Raw genomic sequence first — 20,008 nt, forward strand, 5'->3', positions numbered from 1 at the left:
CCGACGGCACCCTTCGGACCCGGTGACACCACCCCCCAGGTCATCCCGTCGACAGGGGGACACAGTCATACCGGGCCCGGAGGCCAGCGGCCCTCTTGCAGGACCGCGAAAAAGATAACGGGGGCGGACACCCGGTGGGCGACCCAGCGTTCCGGACGGACGGCCGAGCTGTCAGCACAGGCAGTGTTCCGGACGGACAGCCGAGCTGTCGGCACCGGTCGGCCAGGCACCCTGACGCAGAGTGAAGGAACGGGCACGAGTAGCATGGGCACGTCACTGGCCCAAGTCCTCAGCGGCGCGACGATAGGTTCCCGCACGTGGTGAGCACAGCAATGACGGCCGGGGCACAGCTCAGCCGGGTGACTCTCGTCGGCGAGCGGCGCCGGGCGGACATCGTTCTTCCTTCCGACACCCCGATCGGGCAACTGCTGCCGGACATATTGCAGTTGCTGGACGATCGGGCCGCCTCCCGGCCGATGACACGGCAGTTGATCACGGCGGACGGTTCCGCCCTCCCGCACGACAGCACCCTGGCCTCGGCGGACGTCCCCGACGGCGCCGTGCTGAGGCTCGTCAGGGCCCACTCCGCGCCGCCCGCCCCGGTGGTGCACGACGTCACCGAGCTGGTGGCCGACGACCTCGACCTGCGGGCCTGGCGCTGGCGGCCCGCGGCGCGGCGGACCAGCGCCGGTCTCGCCACGATCGCCTTCGCGATGACCGCCGCCCTGCTCGCCCGGCGTGAGTTCGCGCTCAGCTCCCTCGCCGGTGTCCTCGCGGCGGTCAGCCTCGTACTCCTTGCGGGCGGCGCGCTGGTCTCCCGGATCGGCGAGCGCAACCGGGGCCTGGCGACGGCCCTGCTGCTCGTCGCCGGAGGCCTCGGTGTGCTCACGGCGTGGACCGCCGCCGACGCCTTCGACTGGGCACCCGCGGCCCGACTGGCCGCGGTGGCGGGGGCGTTCGTCCTCACGCTCGCGGTCCTCGGCCTCTGCACTCCGCTCGGCCGGGGCGGACTCGTCGGGTCCGCGGCGACCGCCGGGCTCCTCGCGGTATGGGAGGCGGCGGCCGGGGTGCAGGACGAACCGGCCCGGCTCGGTGCCGTGATGGCCGTGTTCTCGCTGATCGCCCTCGGAGTGCTGCCCCGGCTCGCGCTGATGGCCTCCGGGCTGACCGCGCTCGACGACCGCCGCTCCGGTGGTGCCTCGGTCAGCCGCCACCAGGTCGGCAACGCCCTCGCGGCGACGCACCGGGGCCTCGCGCTGGCCACCCTGGCCACCGCCGTCTCGGCGGCCGCGGGCGGCTGGCTGCTCACCGTGTCCGAGGAGCCGACCGCGTGGACGGTCACCCTCTCCTCGGTGGCCGCCCTGGTCCTGCTCTCCCGGGCGCGGGCCTTCCCCCTGGTCGCCGAGGTGGTGGCGCTCTTCGCCGCGGCCGCCGTGCTCCTGGTGCGGCTGGTGGTGGTGTGGACGCGGCACGCGGGCGGTGCCGCTCCGCTGACCGTGCTGTGCGCGGCCGCCGTACTGCCGCTCCTGGTGCTGGCGGTGCAGCCGCCCGAGCACGTGCGGGTGCGGCTGCGGCGGACGGCCGACCTGGTCGAGTCCGTCGGGGTGGTGGCGCTCTTCCCGCTCGCCATCGGGGTGTTCGGCATCTACGGGCAGCTGCTCGACAAGTTCTGAGTCACCGCAGCGCACACGGCTCCGGGTGGGGCATCGGGAGAGGCGAAGAGGAGAGAAGGACCGGCATGCCGAACGGAGACAACTGGCAGGGCGAGGTGCTGCGCGACCTGCGGGGCACCGCGGACGCGCCCGCCGCGGTGGGTGCGCGAAGCGCCGGGCAGCAACCGTCCGGGGCGCCGGAGCAGACCGTCCATCAGGGTGCCCGCGCGCAGCAGAGCGCCCCGCAGCAGCGGACTCCTCCCCCGCACCACCCGCCTCCGGCCGCGCCCGCCGCGCCGGTTCCGCAGGCCCGTCCGGGGCCTCCCGCGAGCGCTCCGGCTCACCCCGTCCGTACCCCCGACTCCCGCCCTGTCCTGGACCAGGACCTCGCCGCGGCCGGGCGCGGAGCACGGCGCGGGGAGCCGCCCGTGGCGCGTGCCGTGCGGCTGCTGCGCCGTACCGTCTCCTCCTCGGCGGCGCGGGAGGTCGCCGAGGCCGCCGCCACCGCCGAGGTGCTCCAGCAGCCGGTGACGACCGGCCGCCAGATCGCGGTGACCTCGATCCGCGGCGGCGCCGGCAAGTCGACGGTCGCCGCGCTGCTCGGCACCGCCTTCGCGCACTACCGCCAGGACCCGGTGCTGCTGGTCGAGGCCGATCCCGCGCTCGGTTCGCTGCCGCTGCGGCTCGGCGCCAAGACGCTGCGCTGGACCACCGGCGACCTCGCCCGGCTGGTCGAACCGCAGATGTCGCTGCTCGACGTCACCGGTTATCTGGTCCAACTGCCGCAGAATGCCTGGCTGTTGCCGGGGAGCCAAGGGCAGATCGGCGCGACCCTGGACATCAGGGCGTACGAGCGGGTCATGGTCTCGCTGCGCCGGTACTTCGGGGTGACGGTCGTGGACTGCGAGACCCTGCCCGCCGAAGTGGCCCGGGTCGCCCTCTCCGCGGCGCAGGCCCGGATCCTGACGGCGCCCGCCACCCTGGAAGGCGTCACCAGTACGCACGCGGTGCTGCGGTGGATGCAGGGGCTGCCCCCGCGCATCATCGCGGGCACCGTGGTCGTCCTCACCGAACTCACCCCGCACGGGGGCCTCGACCTCGGCAAGGCGTCCCGGGCGCTCGCCGCGACCGGGGCCGGTGTCCAGGTGCTGCCCTACGACCGGCACCTGGCGTCGGGAGGCGCGATCCGTACGGAGCTGCTCTCGCACGCGGCGAGCCGGGCCGCCGCCCGCCTGGCCGCGGAGGCCTTCCACCGCGCGCAGCAGCGCCGCTGACGCAGCGGCCGGGCCGCCCGCACCGCCCGGCCGCACCCGACGACGAGCGACGGACGACCATGAGCGACGGACACCGATGAGCACCCGCCTGATCCACCGCCCGGCCCGGACCGCCCGGCCGGCGGCCGCCCCCGAGGCACGCACCGTCGAGGCCCCGCCCAATCTCCCCGAGGGGAAGGCGGGCAATATCGCGATGTCGCTGCTGCCGGTGGCCGGGGTGATGTCCTCGGTCGTGATGATGACGGTGATCCGCAACAGCCAGTTCGCGGCGCTCGGCGCGATCATCCTGGTCGTCACGGTCATCGGCTCCGTGGGGCTGGTCTTCTCCCAGCGGGGCAAGGCCCAGCGCACCCGCCGCAACCAGCGCGAGGCCTACCTCGCCTATCTGGAGGAGCTGCGCGAGGAGTTGTCCGGCGAGGAGCGCGCCCGCCGGGAACTGGCCGACATCCTCAGCCCGCCGCCGGACGCGCTGTACGACCTGGTGCGCGACCCGGCGCGGCTGTGGGAACGTCGCCGTACCGACCCGGACTTCCTGCGCGTGCGCACCGGCACCGGCGAGATGCCGGTCCGCGATCTCCAGCTCGCCCAGCAGGGCTCCTCGGCGCTGACCCCGCCCGACCGCTTCATGCTGAACGAGGCCTCCGCGCTGATGTCCCGCTTCCGTACGGGGACGGAGCTGCCGCTCACCGTGCCCCTGGACCGGGTCGGCGACGTCAGCGTCATCGGCCCCCGGGCGGACTGCCTGCGCCTGGCCCGCGCCCTGCTGGTCCAGGCCGCGGCCACCCATGCCCCCGACGACGTGGCCATGGCGCTCGCCGTGCCCGGGGAGCGCCTTGCCGACTGGGAGTGGGCCAAGTGGCTGCCCCATCTGCTCGACGCGGAGCGCTTCGACGGGCCGGTGGCCGCCCGCCGGATCGCCCCCTCCGCGCCGCAGCTCGCCCGGGGGATGGGCGCGGAGCTGCGCCGGCGTGCCTCCTACGCGGCGGAGGTCCGGCGGGGGCTGTCCGGCAAGGACGCGCTGGCGATGAACTCCCGGCTGCTCGTCGTCTGCGACGGGCACGGCGAGGACGCCGTCGAACTGCCGCGCCCCGACGAGGCGGTCGGCCTGCGCGAGATGGGGATCACCGTGCTGCACCTGCTCGACAAGCAGGTGCGGGAACCGGGGCAGGTCAGCGTCCGCATCACCGTCGAGGACGGCCGGGTGCACATCGAGGACCTGCGGGAAGAGCAGCCGGTGAGCGCCCACGGCACCGTGGACGAGGTCGGTGTCCCCTTCGCCGAGGGCCTGGCCCGGATGCTCGCGCCGCTCCGGCTGTCCGCGGAGTCGCTGGTCGACGCGCCGCTGTCGGGCCCGGTCGGCTTCGCCGGGCTGCTCGGCATCGAGGATGTCGCCCGGCTCGATCCGGCACGGCTGTGGGCACCGCGCGGGGAACGGGCCTTTCTGCGGGTGCCGATCGGCATCGACGACACGCACGAGCCGGTCCTCCTCGATCTGAAGGAGTCCTCCGAGCTGGGCATGGGGCCGCACGGACTGTGCGTCGGCGCGACCGGTTCCGGGAAGTCGGAACTGCTGCGCACCCTGGTGCTCGCCCTGGTGGCCACGCATCCGCCGGAGGACCTGGCCATGGTGCTCGTCGACTACAAGGGCGGTGCGACCTTCGCGCCCTTCACCGGTCTGCCGCATGTGGCGGGCGTGATCACCAACCTGGAGAACCAGGCGGGGCTCGTCGAGCGCGTGCACTCTTCACTGGCCGGTGAGGTCAAGCGCCGCCAGCAGGTGCTGAAGGACGCGGGAAACATCGCGGACATCGGCCACTACGCGGCCCTGCGCGCGGAGAAACGGCCCGAACTCGACCCGCTGCCGCACCTGTTCGTGGTGATCGACGAGTTCGGTGAACTGCTCACCGCCAAACCGGACTTCATCGACCTCTTCCTGTCGATCGGCCGTATCGGCCGCTCCATCGGCGTCCATCTGCTGCTGTCCAGCCAGCGCATCGAGAGCGGCAAGCTGCGGGGCCTTGACACCTACCTCTCGTACCGGCTGGGGCTGCGCACCTTCTCCGCCGACGAGTCCCGCACCGTCCTGGAGACCACCGACGCCTTCCACCTGCCGCCGCTGCCGGGCTTCGGCTATCTGAAGGTGGACACCAGCCACTACGCGCGCTTCAAGGCGAGTTACGTCTCCGGCGCCTACCGGGGTCCTGTGGTGCAGGACGCGGAGGAGGACAGCGGTCCACTGGCCCTGCCGTACGAGGCCTTCAACACCCTTGCCGAGCCGGAGAGTTCGGGCGAGCAGGAGCTCGCGATGCGACGCCGGGAGACCGGTCCCACCGAACTCACTGTCGTCGTGGACCAGTTGGAGGGCGCGGCCGAGCCGGTGCGCAGGATCTGGCTGCCGCCGCTGCCGGAGGCGATCGCCCTGGACCGGGCCGCGGGGCCGGTGGCGGTCGGCGCCCGGGGCATGCAACTGGCCGCCCGGCGCGGCCCCTTGCAGGTGCCCCTTGGCCTCCTGGACGATCCCGCGAAGCAGTGGCAGGGCCAGTGGTTCCTCGACCTGACCGTGGCGGGCGGACATGCCGCCGTGATCGGCGGACCGCAGTCCGGCAAGACCAGCCTGCTGCGCACCCTGGTCCTGTCGACGGCGCTGACCCACACCCCGCAGGAGGTCGGTGTCTACGGACTGGACCTGGTCGGCGGCGGGCTGCAGGCGCTGGCCGGGCTGCCGCATGTCGGCGGGGTGGCCGGGCGGGCCGACCGGGAGCGCGCGGCCCGCACGGTCGAGGAGGTCCGCACGATGCTGGCCGAGCGCGAGGAGCTCTTCCGCCGGCACGGCATCGACTCGGTGGAGCAGCTGCGGACCCGGCACGCGGCGGGGCAGCTGCCCGAACTGGCCTCCGCCGAGATCATCCTGGTGATCGACGGGTTCGGCGCGCTGCGCGACGACTTCGAGGAACTGGACGACGCGGTCGGCGACATCCTCAAGCGCGGCAGCGGCTACGGCATCCATGTGGTGGCCGGCATGCTCCGCTGGAACGACGTCCGGATCGCCGCCCAGTCCAGCTTCGGCACCCGCGCCGAACTGCGGCTCAACGACCCGAGCGAGTCCAGCATCGACCGCAAGCTCGCCGAGACCTTGTCCGCGGACGAGCCCGGCCGGGTCCTGACCGACGCCAAGCTCTTCGCGCAGACGGCGCTGCCGCGCACCGACGCCCTCCCCGAGACGACGGAGCTGGGCGCCGCCCTCGAACGCACGGTACGCACCGTACGCGCCACCTGGACCGGCGAACTCGCCCAGCCGGTACGGGTGTTGCCGCGCGTCCTCGCCCCGCACGAACTCCCGGGGCCCGCCGAGGAGCCGCGGCGGGTGCCGATCGGACTCGACCAGTCGGCGCTGCGCCCCGCGCTGCTCGACCTGTTCGCCCACGACCAGCATCTGCTGATCCTCGGCGACAGCGAGTGCGGCAAGACCAATCTGCTCAAGGCCGTCGCCCAGGGCCTGATCGAGCGGTACGGCGAGGAGGAACTGGTCTTCGCCGTCATGGACCCGCGGCGGGGCCTGCGCGGGGCGATCCCGGAGGAGTTCCGCGGCGGCTACGCCTACAACGCCAAGCTCTGCGCGGCTCTCGCGACAGGGGTGGCGGGCCAGCTGGAGAAGCGGCTGCCGGACGAGTCGGCCGACAACGAGGCCTTGGAGCCGGGCAGTTGGGGCGGCGGCCCCCGCATCGTGGCCCTGGTCGACGACTACGACGTCCTGACCACCGCGGGCCAGGCCCCCTTGGCGCCTTTCCTGCCGTACATCCCCTCGGCAGCCGACATCGGCCTGCACTTCGTCCTGACCCGCCGGGTCGCGGGCGCCTCCCGCGGGATGTACGAGCCGCTGGTGCTCGGCCTGCGCGAGTCGGGCGCCTCGGCGCTGCTGATGTCCGGGGACCGCGGCGAGGGCCAGCTCTTCCCCGGCGTCTACGCCTCCCCCCAGCCGCCGGGGCGGGGCGTCCTGATCCAGCGCGGCCGGCCGAACCGCCTGGTCCAGACCGTGCACACCGCCTGAACCGCGCGGCACGCCCGCAGCAGGACGACGACCGCAGACCGAAGGGCAAGCGACCGTGACCAAGGACGTCATCACCCTCAGCGCCAGCATGCCGGAGCCCCTGGGCGTCCTCGCGAGCCTCTTCGCCGGGGGCCCCGACAGGTTCCTCGGCACCGCCGGCGAGGACGCCGTGGTGCAGCTCTGCGACGAGCGGGGCCGCCCGCTGGTCTCCGTCGAGGCGCCCTTCCTGGTGCAGGTGCCCGGGGAGGCGGAGCGCCTCCTCGGGGCCGAGGCGCCGCCGCTGCCGTACTGGTGGACCGAGGCACGGGCGACCACCGGGGTCGAGGAGGCGGAACGTATCGCCGGGGGCTTCGCGGCCCGGCTGGCCTCGCTGTCCGCGGGCACCACCTGGCCCCCGGAGGCGGCCCGTTCGCTGGCGGTGGTGGAGTCCGAGGGCGTCCAGGTGGCGCCGCCGCCCGCGGCCGCGCAGCCCGCCGTGGACGTCCTCACCGAGAAGGCCGCGGTCATCATCCAGGACCGCCCGGTGATCGCCATGACGGCCTGGCTCTCGGACGCGCTGCGGGCCACCGCACTGGCCGGTCTGGCCCTCCAGATCGTCACCCCCGCGTCCGCCCGGCTCTCCCTCGCCGTCCGCACCGTGCTGGGCGGCTGGCCCAACCGCTGGGTCGTCCAGGACGAGGAGTCGGGCTACTACGACGGGCTCTCCGGATCCGTGCTGAGCTGGCAGGACGGCATGTTCGCGCCCGTGCCGGAAGCCGGGGGGCCGGGCGGGGACGCGGAGCCCGCGGTGGCACCGGCCTTCGGCCGGGTCACGGACACCGGCGAACGGCAGCTGGCCGTCTCCTTCCGGACCGTGCACCCCGCCGACGACCGGCTGGTGCTCGGCGGCGCACTGGAGGCCCTCTGGCGTGAACTCACCGGGGCCCCGCCCGCCGGCTGGAGCACCGCGGAGCCGGTCAGCCTGCCCTGGTCGCCGCGGCAGTTGACGGATGTCGCCCACGACCGGTCTCCGGAACCCACCTGGGCGGTGGCCGTGGGCGGAACCGGGCGGCCGGGGCTCGCCACACTTCAGATCAGCCGCACGACGGCGGGCGTGGAGGAGGACGTCACCCTGGCCTTCGGCTACGGGCCCGGTGAGGAGCCACCCCTGGACGCGCTGCGGCGCGCGGCCGGCACCCTGGCCACCCGCCACCGTCTGCAGTCGATGCTGGTGCAGCTGCGCAAGGCCCGGCGCGATCTGCTGGTACCGCCCTGCTTCGAGGGACCGGGGGTGCCGCTGGCGTTCGTGCTCGGCGCGGAGGAGGTCCGCGGGGTACCGGGCGACCGGGCCCGGCGCACCCCGCTGCCCGAACCGCCGTTCCCCCTCGGCCCGAGGACCCGCCCCGCCCTCTACTATCCGCTGCCGGGCGACCCCTCGGACCTCTCCGGCTGGCAGGAGTACGAACGCCTCGTACGGCACCTCAAGGGCGCGTGACCACCCGGCGCGGACCCGTGCGTCCCGGCCCGGTCTCCCCGCCCCGTTCTACGGTGGAACCCGGCCCGGACAACCCGAGGAGTCGAAAGAGCGATGTCTGTACGTGTACGTCCTGTTGCGACGGCTGATCTGGTGGACGAGTACGGAACCCGGCTGGAGGTCCCCGAGGTGCAGTTCCGGCAGTTCGGCGGGCGCCGGTCCTTCGCCGGGCCGGTGCGCACGGTCGCCTGCCACGAGGACAACGCGCTGCTGCGGGAGTTGCTGCGCACCCCGGGCGAGGGCGCGGTGCTCGTCGTCGACGGGCGGGGCTCGCTGCGCAGCGCCCTCGTCGGGACGTGATCGCCGGGTCGGCGGTCGCGAGCGGCTGGGCCGGGGTGGTGGTGTACGGCGCGGTGCGCGACAGCGCCGCGCTCGGCGGGCTCGACCTCGGCGTCAAGGCGCTCGGAACCATCCCGCGCAAGAGCGGCAAGGCGGGCGAGGGCAGCGTCGACACCCCGGTGACCTTCGGCGGGGTGACGTTCCGCCCGGGCCGGATCCTGCACGCGGACGACGACGGGATCGTGCTCCTGCCGGCCGACTGAGCCCCTCCCCCGCCACCCGGAAGACCGCTGCTCAGCACAGGTTCCGCCCCGTTCCCCGCGGGGCGGAACCGCCCTGCCGCAAGGCCTGCGTACCGGGCCCTCGGACAAAGCCCGATCCCCGCCACCACCTTGCCAGGTATGGTAAGCCTTACCTAATTTGACTCCGGACGGTGCGGACGCGGAAATGCGACCGGATCCGCCGTACCGATGATCCCAACCGACGTGAGGAGCACGGGAGATGGGCGCGTTGACCGCAGTACGGGAAGACCGCTTCCAGTGCCGTCGGCCCGCCCGGCTGTACGTGACCAGGGTGCGGCGCACCGAGCAGCTGACCCCGCGTATGGTCCGCGTCACCTTCGGATCCGAGGATCTGTCGGCCTTCCTGAGCAACGGCACCGACCAGCACGTGGCGCTCTACTTCTACGAACCCTGGGTGGACCTGCCGCGGCCCTTCACCCCTGAGGCCGCACGCGAACTGCTGCCCGTCGCCCGGCCCCGGCTGCGCCGCTACACCATCCGCGCCGACCGGCCCGAACTCGGCGAGGTCGACATGGACTTCGTCCTGCACGGCAGCGACCAGCTCGCCTCGGGCTGGGCCGCGCGCGCGAAACCCGGGGACGAGAGCATCTGGTACGGGCCGAGCCCCGCCAACCCCCTCGACCCCGAGACCCCCTGGTGGCTGCTGTTCGGCGACGAGACCGCGCTGCCCGCCCTCGCGGCGAGCCTGGAGCAGCTGCCGCCCGGCAGCAGGGCCCGCGTTGTCATCGAAGTCGCCGACGCGGAAGAGCAGTTGCCGCTCTACACCGGCTCCGGCACCGAGATCACCTGGCTGCACCGCAACGGCCGCCCGGCGGGCAGCCTGCTGCACAAGGCGGTGTCCGCGCTCTCCCTGCCGCCCGGCCCCGGCCGCATCTGGGGCGCCGCCGAACGCGGCGTGACCGGCGCCCTGCGCGAGCACTTCGTCCGCGGCCACGCCATCCCCCGGGACCGCACCCGGCTCACCCCGTACTGGACCGCCGGGCACAGCCAGGACGGCTAGGGCCTTTCCTTCCGGCCAGACTGAGCCCGCGTACCGCAGGGCAGGGTCCGGGCCCGGGAGCGGGAGCGGGCCCGGGGACGTAGCCTGTCCCCGAGCCCTGAGATGCCGCCCAGTTGGCACGCCGGCACGCTTGAGAGCGCGGATCAGTCATCATGTCGTCGTGTTCTGCCTTTGAACTACCGTGCACCGGACGCCGGTTGACGGGTACCACCCGCCGACCGGCGTGAAAGAGAGCTGCACGGGCCGGACTTGAACCGGCATCCGACGACCAGGTCCGGCCCGGTCGATCCGGCGATCGGCGGCGAATGCTGAGCCTGGAGCAATAGTCTGAGATTCATCGCGGTCCGCCTCTGCCGGACTTGGGCCACCGCGGCAGGTGTGCCGCGGGGAGGATTCGAACCTCCAGTGACAACCGCGTGTGTCACGACAAGCTTCAGTTTCAGCTTGCGCTCCTCGCGCACCCCCACCGCGTAGCAGCGGCAGGGGAGTTGATGACGCTACCCGAACAGGTAGCCGAAGACGACCTCACCCACCCGCTCGTCGGTGACCTCCGCGCCGTTCGCCTCCTCGCGGGCGAACTTCACCGCCTGCTGCAACTTCTCGACCCGGTCCAGGAGTTCGTTGACCCGGCGGGCGGGCAGCGCCCCGGAGAACTTCACCGTGGTCCAGTACCCGACGGGCACGTCCTCGTAGTACACCTCGACCTGCGCCGGGTGCTTCTCGGTGGCCTCGGCCTTCACATGGTTGCGCGGCACCTTCTTGGTCCGCACCGTGCGCACCGGCTCGGTCTTCCACGCGTCCGTCGACGGGTCCTGCACCCAGGACTCGGAGGCGTCCAGCACCGGCAGCTTGCGTACGAAGGTGTTGATGTCGGTGAGCTGCTTCTCCAGGAACAGCAGGTACGAGACGGGCACCTGGCTGAGCAGGGTGCGCCCCTCGACCGTGACATCGGCACGCGCCGAACAGTTGGCCCAGTCCTTCGTGGCGGTCACATCGAACAGCCTGCTCAATGTGCTCGCCGTGTCCCGCAGCACATCCTCGGCCTTCACCTGCACCCGCGTCGACTCGGGCGGCAACTGCTCACCCTCCTCGTCCTTCGGCTGGTACGTCCGCGAGATGCCTGCGAGCAAGGCGGGCTTCTGCAGCCCGTGATGAGCCGCCGTCAGGTCCTGATGCGACTTGGACTTGACGCCCTTCTCCACTGCGATGATCTGGTTGAGTTTCGCCACGCCGGAAACGTAGCAGGGTCAACTGCCGCTGTTCGAAGGGTTATTGGCAGCCACCGATCATGACCGCGAACCCGTCGAGGTGGCGGACGAGACCGTACTCGAACAGGACGTCCAGGTCGGGCGGCGTGTCGTCCGACAAGGTCGACAGGAGCGGGTACCTGCCGCTCTCCAGGAGCTGCCGGCGCCGGGAGCGCTGGCTGTCGGACCAGCGGTTCAACGTCATGCCGCTGTTCCGCTCGGCCCGGACCTCGTCGGCCTTGGACAGCGCGACGGTGATGACGAGCGCGTGCAGGGTGAGCGTCTCCTGGAGCCGGACGTCCATGGGAAGGTCGAGGCCGTCCAGGGCCCGCAGCGTCCACTCGGTGTACGCCATCATGTTCGGCACCAGGGCGGGACGTGTGAACGACACGACGTGGGGCAGCCACAGGTGCCGGCGGCACAGCCGCCACTGCTGACGGGCCGCGAGTTCGAGCTTGGCGCGCCACCCCCGCGGCCCCTCCTCGGGCAGACCGAGATCGCCGAAGACCAGGTCGGCCATCTGCGTCAGCAGTTCCTCCTTGCCCGCGACGTACCGGTACAGGGACATCGGACCGAGGTCGAGTTCGGCCGCGAGCCTGCGCATCGTCAGGGCCTGGAGCCCGTCGGTGTCGGCGAGTTCGACGGCGGTCCGCAGGATGCGCAGCCGCAGCGCCTCCTGGTCGGGCGTCTCGGTCCCCCGCGCGATCGGAGTGGCGCTCCGGTCCGCCGACGGCGCCGGCGGCCGGGCGGCCCGCGCGCTGACCACCGTGCCGGACCCGACGCTCGCCTCGACGAGGCCCTCGTCCCGCAGGACGGCCGTCACCTTGGTCGCGGTCGCGATCGCGACCCCCCACCGCTGCGCGATGGCCCGGATGGACGGCACCCGGTCACCGGGGCGGAGATCGCCGCCGAGGATCCGGGAGCGGATCTCCGCGGCGATCACGCGGTAGGGCGGTTCGGACTGCTGCGCTGACGGCACGGGTTCCTCCGCTGGCTGGGGCGCACTCCAGGATGCCAGACACATTGAACTAGTTCACTTGACCCACAGCACTAGTGCACTACGCGCCTGGATCGCGCACTTCCCAGCCCATTCAGCCAATACGTTGTACGCACAGCGATGCACCAGACGGCGTATCGGAGAACGGAGGAGACGGGACTATGCAGAATCGGGACATCCTCGTATCGGGGGGAGGCATCGCCGGAGCGACCCTGGCCTACTGGCTGGGCCGGTACGGATTCCGGCCGACCGTGGTCGAACGCGCCCCCGCCCCCCGCACGGGCGGCCACGGGATCGACATCCGCGGCACCGCGCGCCAGGTGATCGAGCGCATGGGCCTCGTCGCGCAGGTCCAGAACGCGCGCATACGCAACCGCGGCATGGCCTGGATCAATGAGAAGGGCAAGCCGGTGGCCCGGATGAACCTCGACGTGTTCGGCCCGTCCGGCGGCCCCGTAGCGGAGTGGGCGCTCCTGCGCACCGACCTGGCCCGGATCCTCTACGACGCGATCCGCGACGACGTCGAGTACGTCTTCGACGACGCGATCACCCAGGTACGGCAGGACGAGGACGGCGTCACCGTCACGTTCGCGTCGGGCGAGCAGCGACGGTTCGACCTGCTCGTGGGGGCGGACGGCGTCCATTCCGCCGTCCGCGGCCTGACCTTCGGCCCGGACGACCACTGCGTCCGCGACCTCAACTCCTTCATCTCCCTCTACTCCGTCGACTGGGACACCGACCTCGGCGGCAGCCAGCTGATGTACACCCTGCCCGGCCGCGCGGGGCGCCCCGGCAGGACGGCGGCCCTGCGGCCGCTCGCCGAGCCGGGCAGGGCGATGGCGGGGTTCTTCTTCCGCGATCCCGGGCTGGAGTTCGACCGCCGTGACACGATCGCGCAGAAGCACGTCGTGGCACGCCACTTCGGGGACGCGGGCTGGGAGGTGCCGGGTCTGCTCGCGAAGATGTGGGACGCGTCCGACTTCTACTTCGACCGGGTCGAGCAGGTGCACCTCGACACCTGGTCCACCCGACGGACCGTGCTGGTCGGCGACGCCGCCTACTGCGCCTCCCCCATGTCCGGGATCGGCACCAGCCTCGCCCTGGTCGGCGCCTACATCCTGGCCGGCGAGCTCTCCAGGGCCGACGGCGACCACCGCACGGCCCACGCCGCCTACGAGTCGGCGATGCGCGGGTTCACGGACCGGGCCCAGGAGTTCGCCCGCACGTCCGGCGACAACGGGCTGCTGCCCGACTCACCCCGGCAGATGTGGCTGCGCAACCAGTCGGTGCGGGCCCTGCCGTACCTGCCCCGACGCATCGCGGGCCGGGGCCTGGAGCCGGTGGCCCACACGGTCGTCCTCGACGACTACGCAAGCCCGGCCCACCGCTGACTCCACCCCTCCCCCACACACCAGTCCACCCATCCATCCATGCATCCACCCCTCCATGCATCCACCCCTCCATGTGGCCATGTGGCCATGTGGCCGAAACGTAGGAGCACACCATGAGCGTCAGCACTTTCCTCTGGGTCGACGGCCAGGCCGAAGCCCTCGCGACCCACTACACGTCGCTGTTCCCCGACTCCGTGATCGGTGACGTGCAGCGGGACCCGGACGGCAACGTCACCACCGTCGACTTCACTCTGGCCGGCAGCCGGTACGTCGTCTACAACGGCGGCCCGCAGTACCCCATCACCCCCGGCATCTCCCTCTACGCGGAGTGCGACACCCAAGCGGCGCTCGACGCCCTGTGGGCGGGCCTGACCGACGGCGGCAAGGAGGGCCCCGGCGGCTCGCTGGTCGACCGCTTCGGGGTCACCTGGCAGGTCTACCCCTGCCGCCTGCGCGAACTCCTGCGCGACGCCGACCCGATGACCGCCGAGCGCGTCCTCACCGCTCTGCACTCCATGACCAGGATCGACATCCAGGTCCTGGTCGACGCCCACGCAGCAGCCCAGGCCTGACACCCCGCGGAAGGCACGAACCCATGATCTCCACCAGTCCCCCCACACCCCGGCGGCACATCCGCCCAGGACGTGCGCAGCCGACGCACGGCCGCGTGCGCGCGGCGTGGACCCTGGCTCTGCTGACGACGCTGTGTGCGGAACTGACGTTCACCGCCGTCGCCGTCCCCAGCACCTGGGTGCTCCTGCCCCTGCTGCTGGTGATGTACGGCGCCGGTGTGCTCCTCGTCCGCGAGGCCGTGGTCCGCTCCGGCGGCGGATGGCCGAGCCTCGTACTGCTCGGGCTGGCCTACCAGTTGTCCGAGGACGGGCTCGGCCTACAGGCCCTGAACAGCCCGGACATGTACGACGCCGCCGACTGGGGCCTGCGTGCCCTCGGCATCAACTGGACGTACTGGGAAAGCCAGATCGGTGTCCACGTCGTGCTGAGCGTGCTGCTCCCCGTCATGATCGCCGACCTGCTCTTCCCTCACCTGCGCGGTCGCGCGTATCTGCGCGGCGGCGGCCTCACCGTCACCGGTGTGCTGGCCGTCCTCGGCGTCGTCGGCCTGCGTGTCTTCGTCTCGGCCACCGAGGATTCCGGCTACCGCACCCCGCTGGGCTGGACCCTCGTCTACCTGGTGGCCATCGCTCTGCTGGCCTGGCTGGCCCTGCGCGTACTGCCGCGACGCCGGCCGCGGAACACGGTGCAATCCGAGCGCCGGGCACCGCGCCCCGGCGTGGTCGGCTTCGTCTCCCTCTACCTGACGATGGCCTTCCTGACCACGCTGCTGCCGCTCGGCCTCGATGGAGACCTGCTCTTCGGCGACGCGATGTCGCAGCCCTTCCGGCTGATCGCCGCGGCGATGACCGCGGTGCCGTTCGCCTGGCTCGCTGCGCGCTGGCGGAGCGCGGGCAACTGGACCGACCGCCACCGGCTCTGGCTGATCGGCGGGATCCTCATCTCCCACACGGCGTTCATGATGCCGGGCTCGTGGACGAGCGCGCTCATCGGCCTGGTCACCCTCGCTCTGGAGATCCTGGCGCTGAGGATGCTGGCCCGCCGCGTCCCCCACCTCGACACGCCACCGGAGCCTTCTCCGGCCCGGTGACCCCGCCCTCCACCCGGCTGCCTTGCCCGTCCTCGAACGGGCAAGGCAGCCGCAGGTGTCTCCGACACCGCCGCTCATGCCGTCCGGCACCGGCACGGAAGCCACACGGAACCGGCCGCCTGCACGCCCTCTCTGCACCACCGGAACGACGGCGGCCTCCGCATCACCCCCCGACGGTCCCCAGTCCGTCCATGCCGGACCTCGCTCCCGGGCAACCGACTACGCCCTTCGGCAGCTCACATGTCGACCTACGGATGCCGGGAGAACCACAGCCGCGCCTGTCCACCGCCGATCCACCGCGGACGATCAGCGCGCCCCGGGCTGGCAGTAACGCACCCATTTCGATCACGAAGAACACAAAACCCCAGGTCACGAACTATGTGACCTGGGGTTCAATGGAGCCGCCTTCGGGATTCGAACCCGAGACCTACGCATTACGAGTTGTCCGATCTTGGTCCGGCAGTCTCCATGCGCATCCGAAATCCCAGGTCACCCCTCGTCTTGGACAGTGGCGGAGGACAGCGGATGACTGCGGGCGGCTCATCAATCGAGACCACAAGTGAGACCCGCTCCTGCGCGCCACGCTCGGGTGGCGGGCACCGCCCAGCACCACTGCCGCCGGCACGCGTTGAGCAGGGTGACCGCGACCGTTCAGGCGTTACGCCACGCCTCAAAGAACCGCTCCCGGTCCTGCGCCGTCTCGAACTGCCGCCGCCCGGCCAGGGCAACGTGCCACGCGCTCATCTCTGCATCCCGCAGCCAGAGTTCACCGCCGTATCGCCCGCTAACTCCGACAGCGCTTCCATCCAGGGTCGAGCCGATGACCTCCGCGACGTCGGCACGCTGAGACGGCGCCAATTCCTCCAGAAAGCTCAGGACACGCGATGCGATGCCGCCTTCGTTTCCTTCGTGAATGCGATCGAAGAAGGGACCCCCCCCCATGTTGGCCGGGACGATGTTCCATGCGGCCTCGCCTGCGGCTTCGAGGATGCGCCTCCAGAAGGTGCCCCCCTCCGGGGTGCCCGGCAACGGGAGCGCTGCGAAGAGGTCGATCAAGTGGCCATTAGCCGCTCGGCTGTACGCGGAGTCGCAGGTTGCGGCAGAGGCGATCTTGGCCACGTGTTTGACGGTGAGGCCGCCGTCCTCGGGCCAGTCGAGGGGGGTGTTGAGATCCTGAGCGAGGTGCTGTTCCAACTCGTCGTACTCATCAGGCTGCTTGCTGCCGAAGTACCGGTTCACGATCACGCCGTCCCCCTGGGGTTCCGTCTGATGCTCGACCCAGTCAGCATGCCAGCGAAGGCGATCTTCGACGCGAGCGATTCCAGCCGAAGTGGCTCGTCAGCGCCAGCCGCGTGGGACGCGCGACCGCTTCGTCCCGAACGCGATCAAGGCCACAGCGACCTGGGATCGAGCGTGCTGACCTGCTCGTTCTGTTCCGACCCTGTCCATTACCGTCCAGGGCCGTCCGGACTCGGCTGCGGCGATTGGCCCCCTGTTTGGCCCCCTCTGGGACCCAGGAACGCAACGGCTTAGCTGGGCGCCAGGGGCGCTTGGAGAGGGCAGCAACTAGTTCGCGCGATCAGCCAGCTCTCTGCCGACGCGTTGATGTCCCGGCTGCCATCCTGTGCTGGCGTGCTGTCCAACGAGGCGTGGGGCCGTGCATCGTCCGTCCTGCCTGTAGCGAAGCCCTAGCAGAGTGCACTTTCGCACTTAAACCCACATGCGACACCTTCAACATATTGAGCCGATCCCCATCCAACGTCTACACTTGTTGGACTACGACCTGTAGAATTTTCCCTTCTGGCGTATTGATCAAGACTGGACGATCGGGGGACGCATGAAAATCTCAAAGAATGCACTGCTTCCCCAGTTTGAACGACAGACAGATTATTTCGATTACTTTTCCGGCAGTGAAGTTCCGGACGTTCAGCAACTTCAAGATAAGCGCTTGAAGGCTGGTCTACAGAAGACGTATCTGTTGGAAACTGTCGACGGTGGCAACGCGGGGGGCGGTCCATCTTTAGCGGAAATTTTCCAGCGTAGCGAAATTCGCATCGATGAGCTTTCTGGCGATGACGGAGTGCACGCGCTCTACGCGCCATCGGGAGAGCGTGTAGCAGTTCTGGAGGAAGTTGACTCCAGATATCTTGCTTTGTATACGCTCTTGCCTTCGGTGGAATCAGATAAGCTCGTCAAGGATGCTGTAGCCGCTAACCCTTTCCTTGACCATCTGTGGCTTTCGTCGCAAAGTTTCCTTACGCTCTGGACGCAAGTCCTCCGAGATAACAACAATAAGCGATACGGGAAAATCACCTTCGAGCACGAGTCGATCTATGAAACTCACGAGGGCGACGAGGAATATTTCCAGGATGAACGCAGGACATCACGCTTTACGATGGTGGACAAGCTGGAAGTAATTTCCCAGAAGATGGACCCACTGTCCCAGGAGTATGCTCCGCTCGCGTCAATCACGCAGCTTCGAATTCCTGCTCAAGGTCGCGGAGGTCACGATCTCTACTACGACGGCAAGTTGACCAATCGAAGCAGTTCATTTTTGGATCACCGTGCCACTGTTCGTGGAGTTGTAGATCTGTACCGTGCGCTAACTAAGCGCGTCGAAGAGCAGCTATGGGTTTCTGCATCTGGTCCTCACGGGATCGCCGACGGGAATTTTGGATCGATTGCCGAGATCGTATTCAGCAAAACTCTCCCGGAAGACCTATTTAAACGCTGGGTGATTAGCCTGTTCAATAACAGGCGAAATCGTTTCAGGGTTACTGGCTACCCAACTTGGCTCAGTGACAGGAAAGTTCACGCCAATGCGATAGATCAGCATTTGTGGCAGCCTCTAGTGCTTGAAATGACGCCAGAGCGGGTTATTGCTGTTTTGCCTCACGGCACATGCGGTAATTCGATCAATCGACTCGTGTCGAATATTCAGCGCTTCGTTGATCCTAAGGTGACAGCGTACATCGGCGATCAAGAGTACGGGGCTTTGATTCAAGGGGTGGCAGTCTAAGCCCAGGGGGGGAATTGCTTACTCGTGACCCGGTGTTCCAGGTCAACACGTGCTTGTGGCTGGTTGCAAAGTCGACGCCGGCTAAAGATGGTAACCGACCGTTTTTTGACGCGGGATACAGGCTTCGCTCTCTAGGGGCAAAGCTTGCTTTCAGCGCGGAGTTGCGTACACAACTCGCACAGCGAGGATGGGGGCCTAATCCGCCCGAGCCTGACTTGCTATTCCATCACCTCGCTTCCGGTGACCATCTAGTCCTGGAATGCAAGGCTTCCAGTTTTAGCAGAGAGTCTAGTACTGCTGGCCAAGCCCGTAAGCTTCTGGTTTCCTGTGCAGATTCCACTACAGCGGTCGGGATAGATGGTCAAGCCGTGGTGGTCTACGTACTGCCAAGTGAGGATTACCCACTCCAGGCGGCAACACTGCAAGAATTGGCCAGTGAGCTGACGGAAGATGGTTTTCTGACCGCAATATACGGAGTGCTCGGACTCAAGATTGACGATGAAGGCCTGTGGGTCGAACTGCGAATCGGCCAAGATTCATCGCCGCATTTGGCGAGCCTCGAGGATAGATTCCTGATAGTTGCTGGGGATCCCAAGGAAGCCCGTCCTTTATACTTGATCCCTTACGACCCAACTGCGGCTGACAATCAATCCCGTGAGGAACGGGAGTACTGTCACCAAATCCTGCTTGAACGATGTTATGTAGCCGCCGTCCAGATAATCGGAACCGCAGATGTTCCGGAATGCGTGGTTATCAAGGGTGACGAGCTTTTCCGTAAGGCTACATATGGGGTGTCGGATAAGTGGCACGCCAAGGAGATCGGCCCACTCAAGAGCAAGATAGTTCACGGCATGGCGACCCTGCTAAATAAGAAAGAATTGCAGGGAAGAGTGACTGTGAACAACAATCAGGTTGAGCTGTTGCTGCGGGATGAGGACGACAGAGATCTGGCAATCAGTAGATTGCTGAAAGCCAACACGGTGCAGCTTGCCTTGAAGGCATCCAGCGGGCAAACAGACATCGATCACATCGACTGACATGCGAAAACCTGACGCATCGTGAGTGCGGAGAGAAACGTACGCATCCCTACGAGGGAGCTGCGTACGTTTCCTTCCGTACGAGTCCAGAGCAGTACACGGGAGAGCGGCGAGGGAGCCCACTGCGTGGTGCTTCTTCGGGCGGAGTCGAGCAGGCCCTCGCACGCGACCATGCGGGCTGCACCCCAAGCGCCGTGTCACATTTCAGTGCGTCCAGTCGTCAGGGCCTCCGCCCCGCCACTGGATGAGTGTGGAGCGGACGACGTCCATCTCATCCCAGTCCTGTAGCCCTGCCTCCTGCATGAACCGGGCGACGTCCTGGACGGAATGCGCGCGGCCGAGGATTGTCCCGTCAACCCGCACTCGCCGACCGCCGTCCTCGTCGGGCGGATAGATCACAACAGGTAGGGCAGCCATGCGTTCAGCGTCCCCCGGCCGTTGAGCGAACGCACGTTCAGATCCTAATCAGAGACCCGGACAGACTGTCCGGGTCTTTCTGTTGCGTAGCCCTGACCCTTGTGCCGAGGCAAGCATGGCAAGGCCCGCTACCAGCCGCAGCAGTGGCTCTGTACCGTGAAACTGGCCC

Annotated in this window: 14 protein-coding genes and 1 pseudogene; 11 read left to right on the forward strand and 4 right to left on the reverse strand. The window is 69.4% G+C overall.

Features of this window, described 5'->3' with window-relative positions:
* The first annotated feature begins 332 nt into the window (after positions 1 to 332).
* The 6 genes and pseudogenes from eccD to HFV08_RS09895 all read left to right on the forward strand — a co-directional run bounded on the left by eccD (position 333) and on the right by HFV08_RS09895 (position 10,068).
* Complete coding sequence (gene eccD, locus HFV08_RS09870) at positions 333 to 1,673, forward strand: type VII secretion integral membrane protein EccD (RefSeq protein ID WP_168538490.1); 1,341 nt, start codon at positions 333 to 335, stop codon at positions 1,671 to 1,673.
* 65 nt (positions 1,674 to 1,738) lie between these two features.
* On the forward strand, positions 1,739 to 2,926 hold the full coding sequence (locus HFV08_RS09875; protein ID WP_168537953.1) for a nucleotide-binding protein: 1,188 nt from the start codon (positions 1,739 to 1,741) through the stop codon (positions 2,924 to 2,926).
* Positions 2,927 to 3,002: 76 nt separating this feature from the next.
* Positions 3,003 to 6,974, forward strand: a complete 3,972-nt coding sequence (gene eccCa, locus HFV08_RS09880) for a type VII secretion protein EccCa (RefSeq protein ID WP_168537955.1) — start codon at positions 3,003 to 3,005, stop codon at positions 6,972 to 6,974.
* Positions 6,975 to 7,029: 55 nt separating this feature from the next.
* Positions 7,030 to 8,448, forward strand: coding sequence for a DUF6177 family protein (locus tag HFV08_RS09885; RefSeq protein ID WP_168537957.1), 1,419 nt, complete (start codon positions 7,030 to 7,032; stop codon positions 8,446 to 8,448).
* A 93-nt stretch (positions 8,449 to 8,541) separates the two neighbouring features.
* Positions 8,542 to 9,029: pseudogene (rraA, locus tag HFV08_RS09890) on the forward strand (ribonuclease E activity regulator RraA).
* Between the two features lie 238 nt (positions 9,030 to 9,267).
* Complete coding sequence (locus tag HFV08_RS09895) at positions 9,268 to 10,068, forward strand: siderophore-interacting protein (RefSeq protein ID WP_168537959.1); 801 nt, start codon at positions 9,268 to 9,270, stop codon at positions 10,066 to 10,068.
* A gap of 497 nt (positions 10,069 to 10,565) precedes the next feature.
* Here HFV08_RS09895 and HFV08_RS09900 read toward each other — a convergent pair whose 3' ends face one another.
* Complete coding sequence (locus tag HFV08_RS09900; RefSeq protein ID WP_040250093.1) at positions 10,566 to 11,297, reverse strand: DUF7873 family protein; 732 nt, start codon at positions 11,295 to 11,297, stop codon at positions 10,566 to 10,568.
* Positions 11,298 to 11,337: 40 nt separating this feature from the next.
* A complete protein-coding gene (locus tag HFV08_RS09905; protein ID WP_210430123.1) occupies positions 11,338 to 12,294 on the reverse strand; it encodes a TetR/AcrR family transcriptional regulator C-terminal domain-containing protein in 957 nt (318 codons plus the stop codon).
* A 179-nt stretch (positions 12,295 to 12,473) separates the two neighbouring features.
* Here HFV08_RS09905 and HFV08_RS09910 point away from each other — a divergent pair, with 179 nt between their 5' ends.
* The 3 genes from HFV08_RS09910 (at position 12,474) to HFV08_RS09920 (ending at position 15,366) form a co-directional block, all read left to right on the forward strand.
* Positions 12,474 to 13,703 carry an FAD-dependent monooxygenase gene (locus tag HFV08_RS09910; protein WP_168537963.1) on the forward strand — a complete coding sequence of 410 codons (1,230 nt, stop codon included), beginning with the start codon at positions 12,474 to 12,476 and terminating at the stop codon, positions 13,701 to 13,703.
* A gap of 113 nt (positions 13,704 to 13,816) precedes the next feature.
* Positions 13,817 to 14,275 carry a VOC family protein gene (locus tag HFV08_RS09915; RefSeq protein WP_168537965.1) on the forward strand — a complete coding sequence of 153 codons (459 nt, stop codon included), beginning with the start codon at positions 13,817 to 13,819 and terminating at the stop codon, positions 14,273 to 14,275.
* Positions 14,276 to 14,370: 95 nt separating this feature from the next.
* On the forward strand, positions 14,371 to 15,366 hold the full coding sequence (locus HFV08_RS09920) for a hypothetical protein (protein WP_210430124.1): 996 nt from the start codon (positions 14,371 to 14,373) through the stop codon (positions 15,364 to 15,366).
* 651 nt (positions 15,367 to 16,017) lie between these two features.
* On the opposite strand, the gene HFV08_RS09925 is transcribed toward HFV08_RS09920, so the two are convergent.
* On the reverse strand, positions 16,018 to 16,611 hold the full coding sequence (locus HFV08_RS09925; RefSeq protein ID WP_168537967.1) for a hypothetical protein: 594 nt from the start codon (positions 16,609 to 16,611) through the stop codon (positions 16,018 to 16,020).
* A 592-nt stretch (positions 16,612 to 17,203) separates the two neighbouring features.
* Between HFV08_RS09925 and HFV08_RS09930 the strand changes: the two genes are divergently transcribed.
* Positions 17,204 to 18,385 (forward strand): hypothetical protein, encoded by a 1,182-nt coding sequence (locus HFV08_RS09930; protein WP_168537969.1) that lies wholly within the window; start codon positions 17,204 to 17,206, stop codon positions 18,383 to 18,385.
* Positions 18,386 to 18,753: 368 nt separating this feature from the next.
* Positions 18,754 to 19,422: a hypothetical protein gene (locus tag HFV08_RS09935; protein ID WP_168537971.1), complete on the forward strand. Its 669-nt coding sequence runs from the start codon at positions 18,754 to 18,756 to the stop codon at positions 19,420 to 19,422.
* Positions 19,423 to 19,626: 204 nt separating this feature from the next.
* Here the strand turns inward: HFV08_RS09935 and HFV08_RS31515 are convergent, their stop codons facing one another.
* Positions 19,627 to 19,839 carry a hypothetical protein gene (locus tag HFV08_RS31515; protein ID WP_246341645.1) on the reverse strand — a complete coding sequence of 71 codons (213 nt, stop codon included), beginning with the start codon at positions 19,837 to 19,839 and terminating at the stop codon, positions 19,627 to 19,629.
* Between the last annotated feature and the right edge of the window lie 169 nt (positions 19,840 to 20,008).

Origin of the sequence: Streptomyces physcomitrii, from assembly GCF_012273655.1 — a bacterium.
Taxonomy (GTDB): domain Bacteria; phylum Actinomycetota; class Actinomycetes; order Streptomycetales; family Streptomycetaceae; genus Streptomyces; species Streptomyces physcomitrii.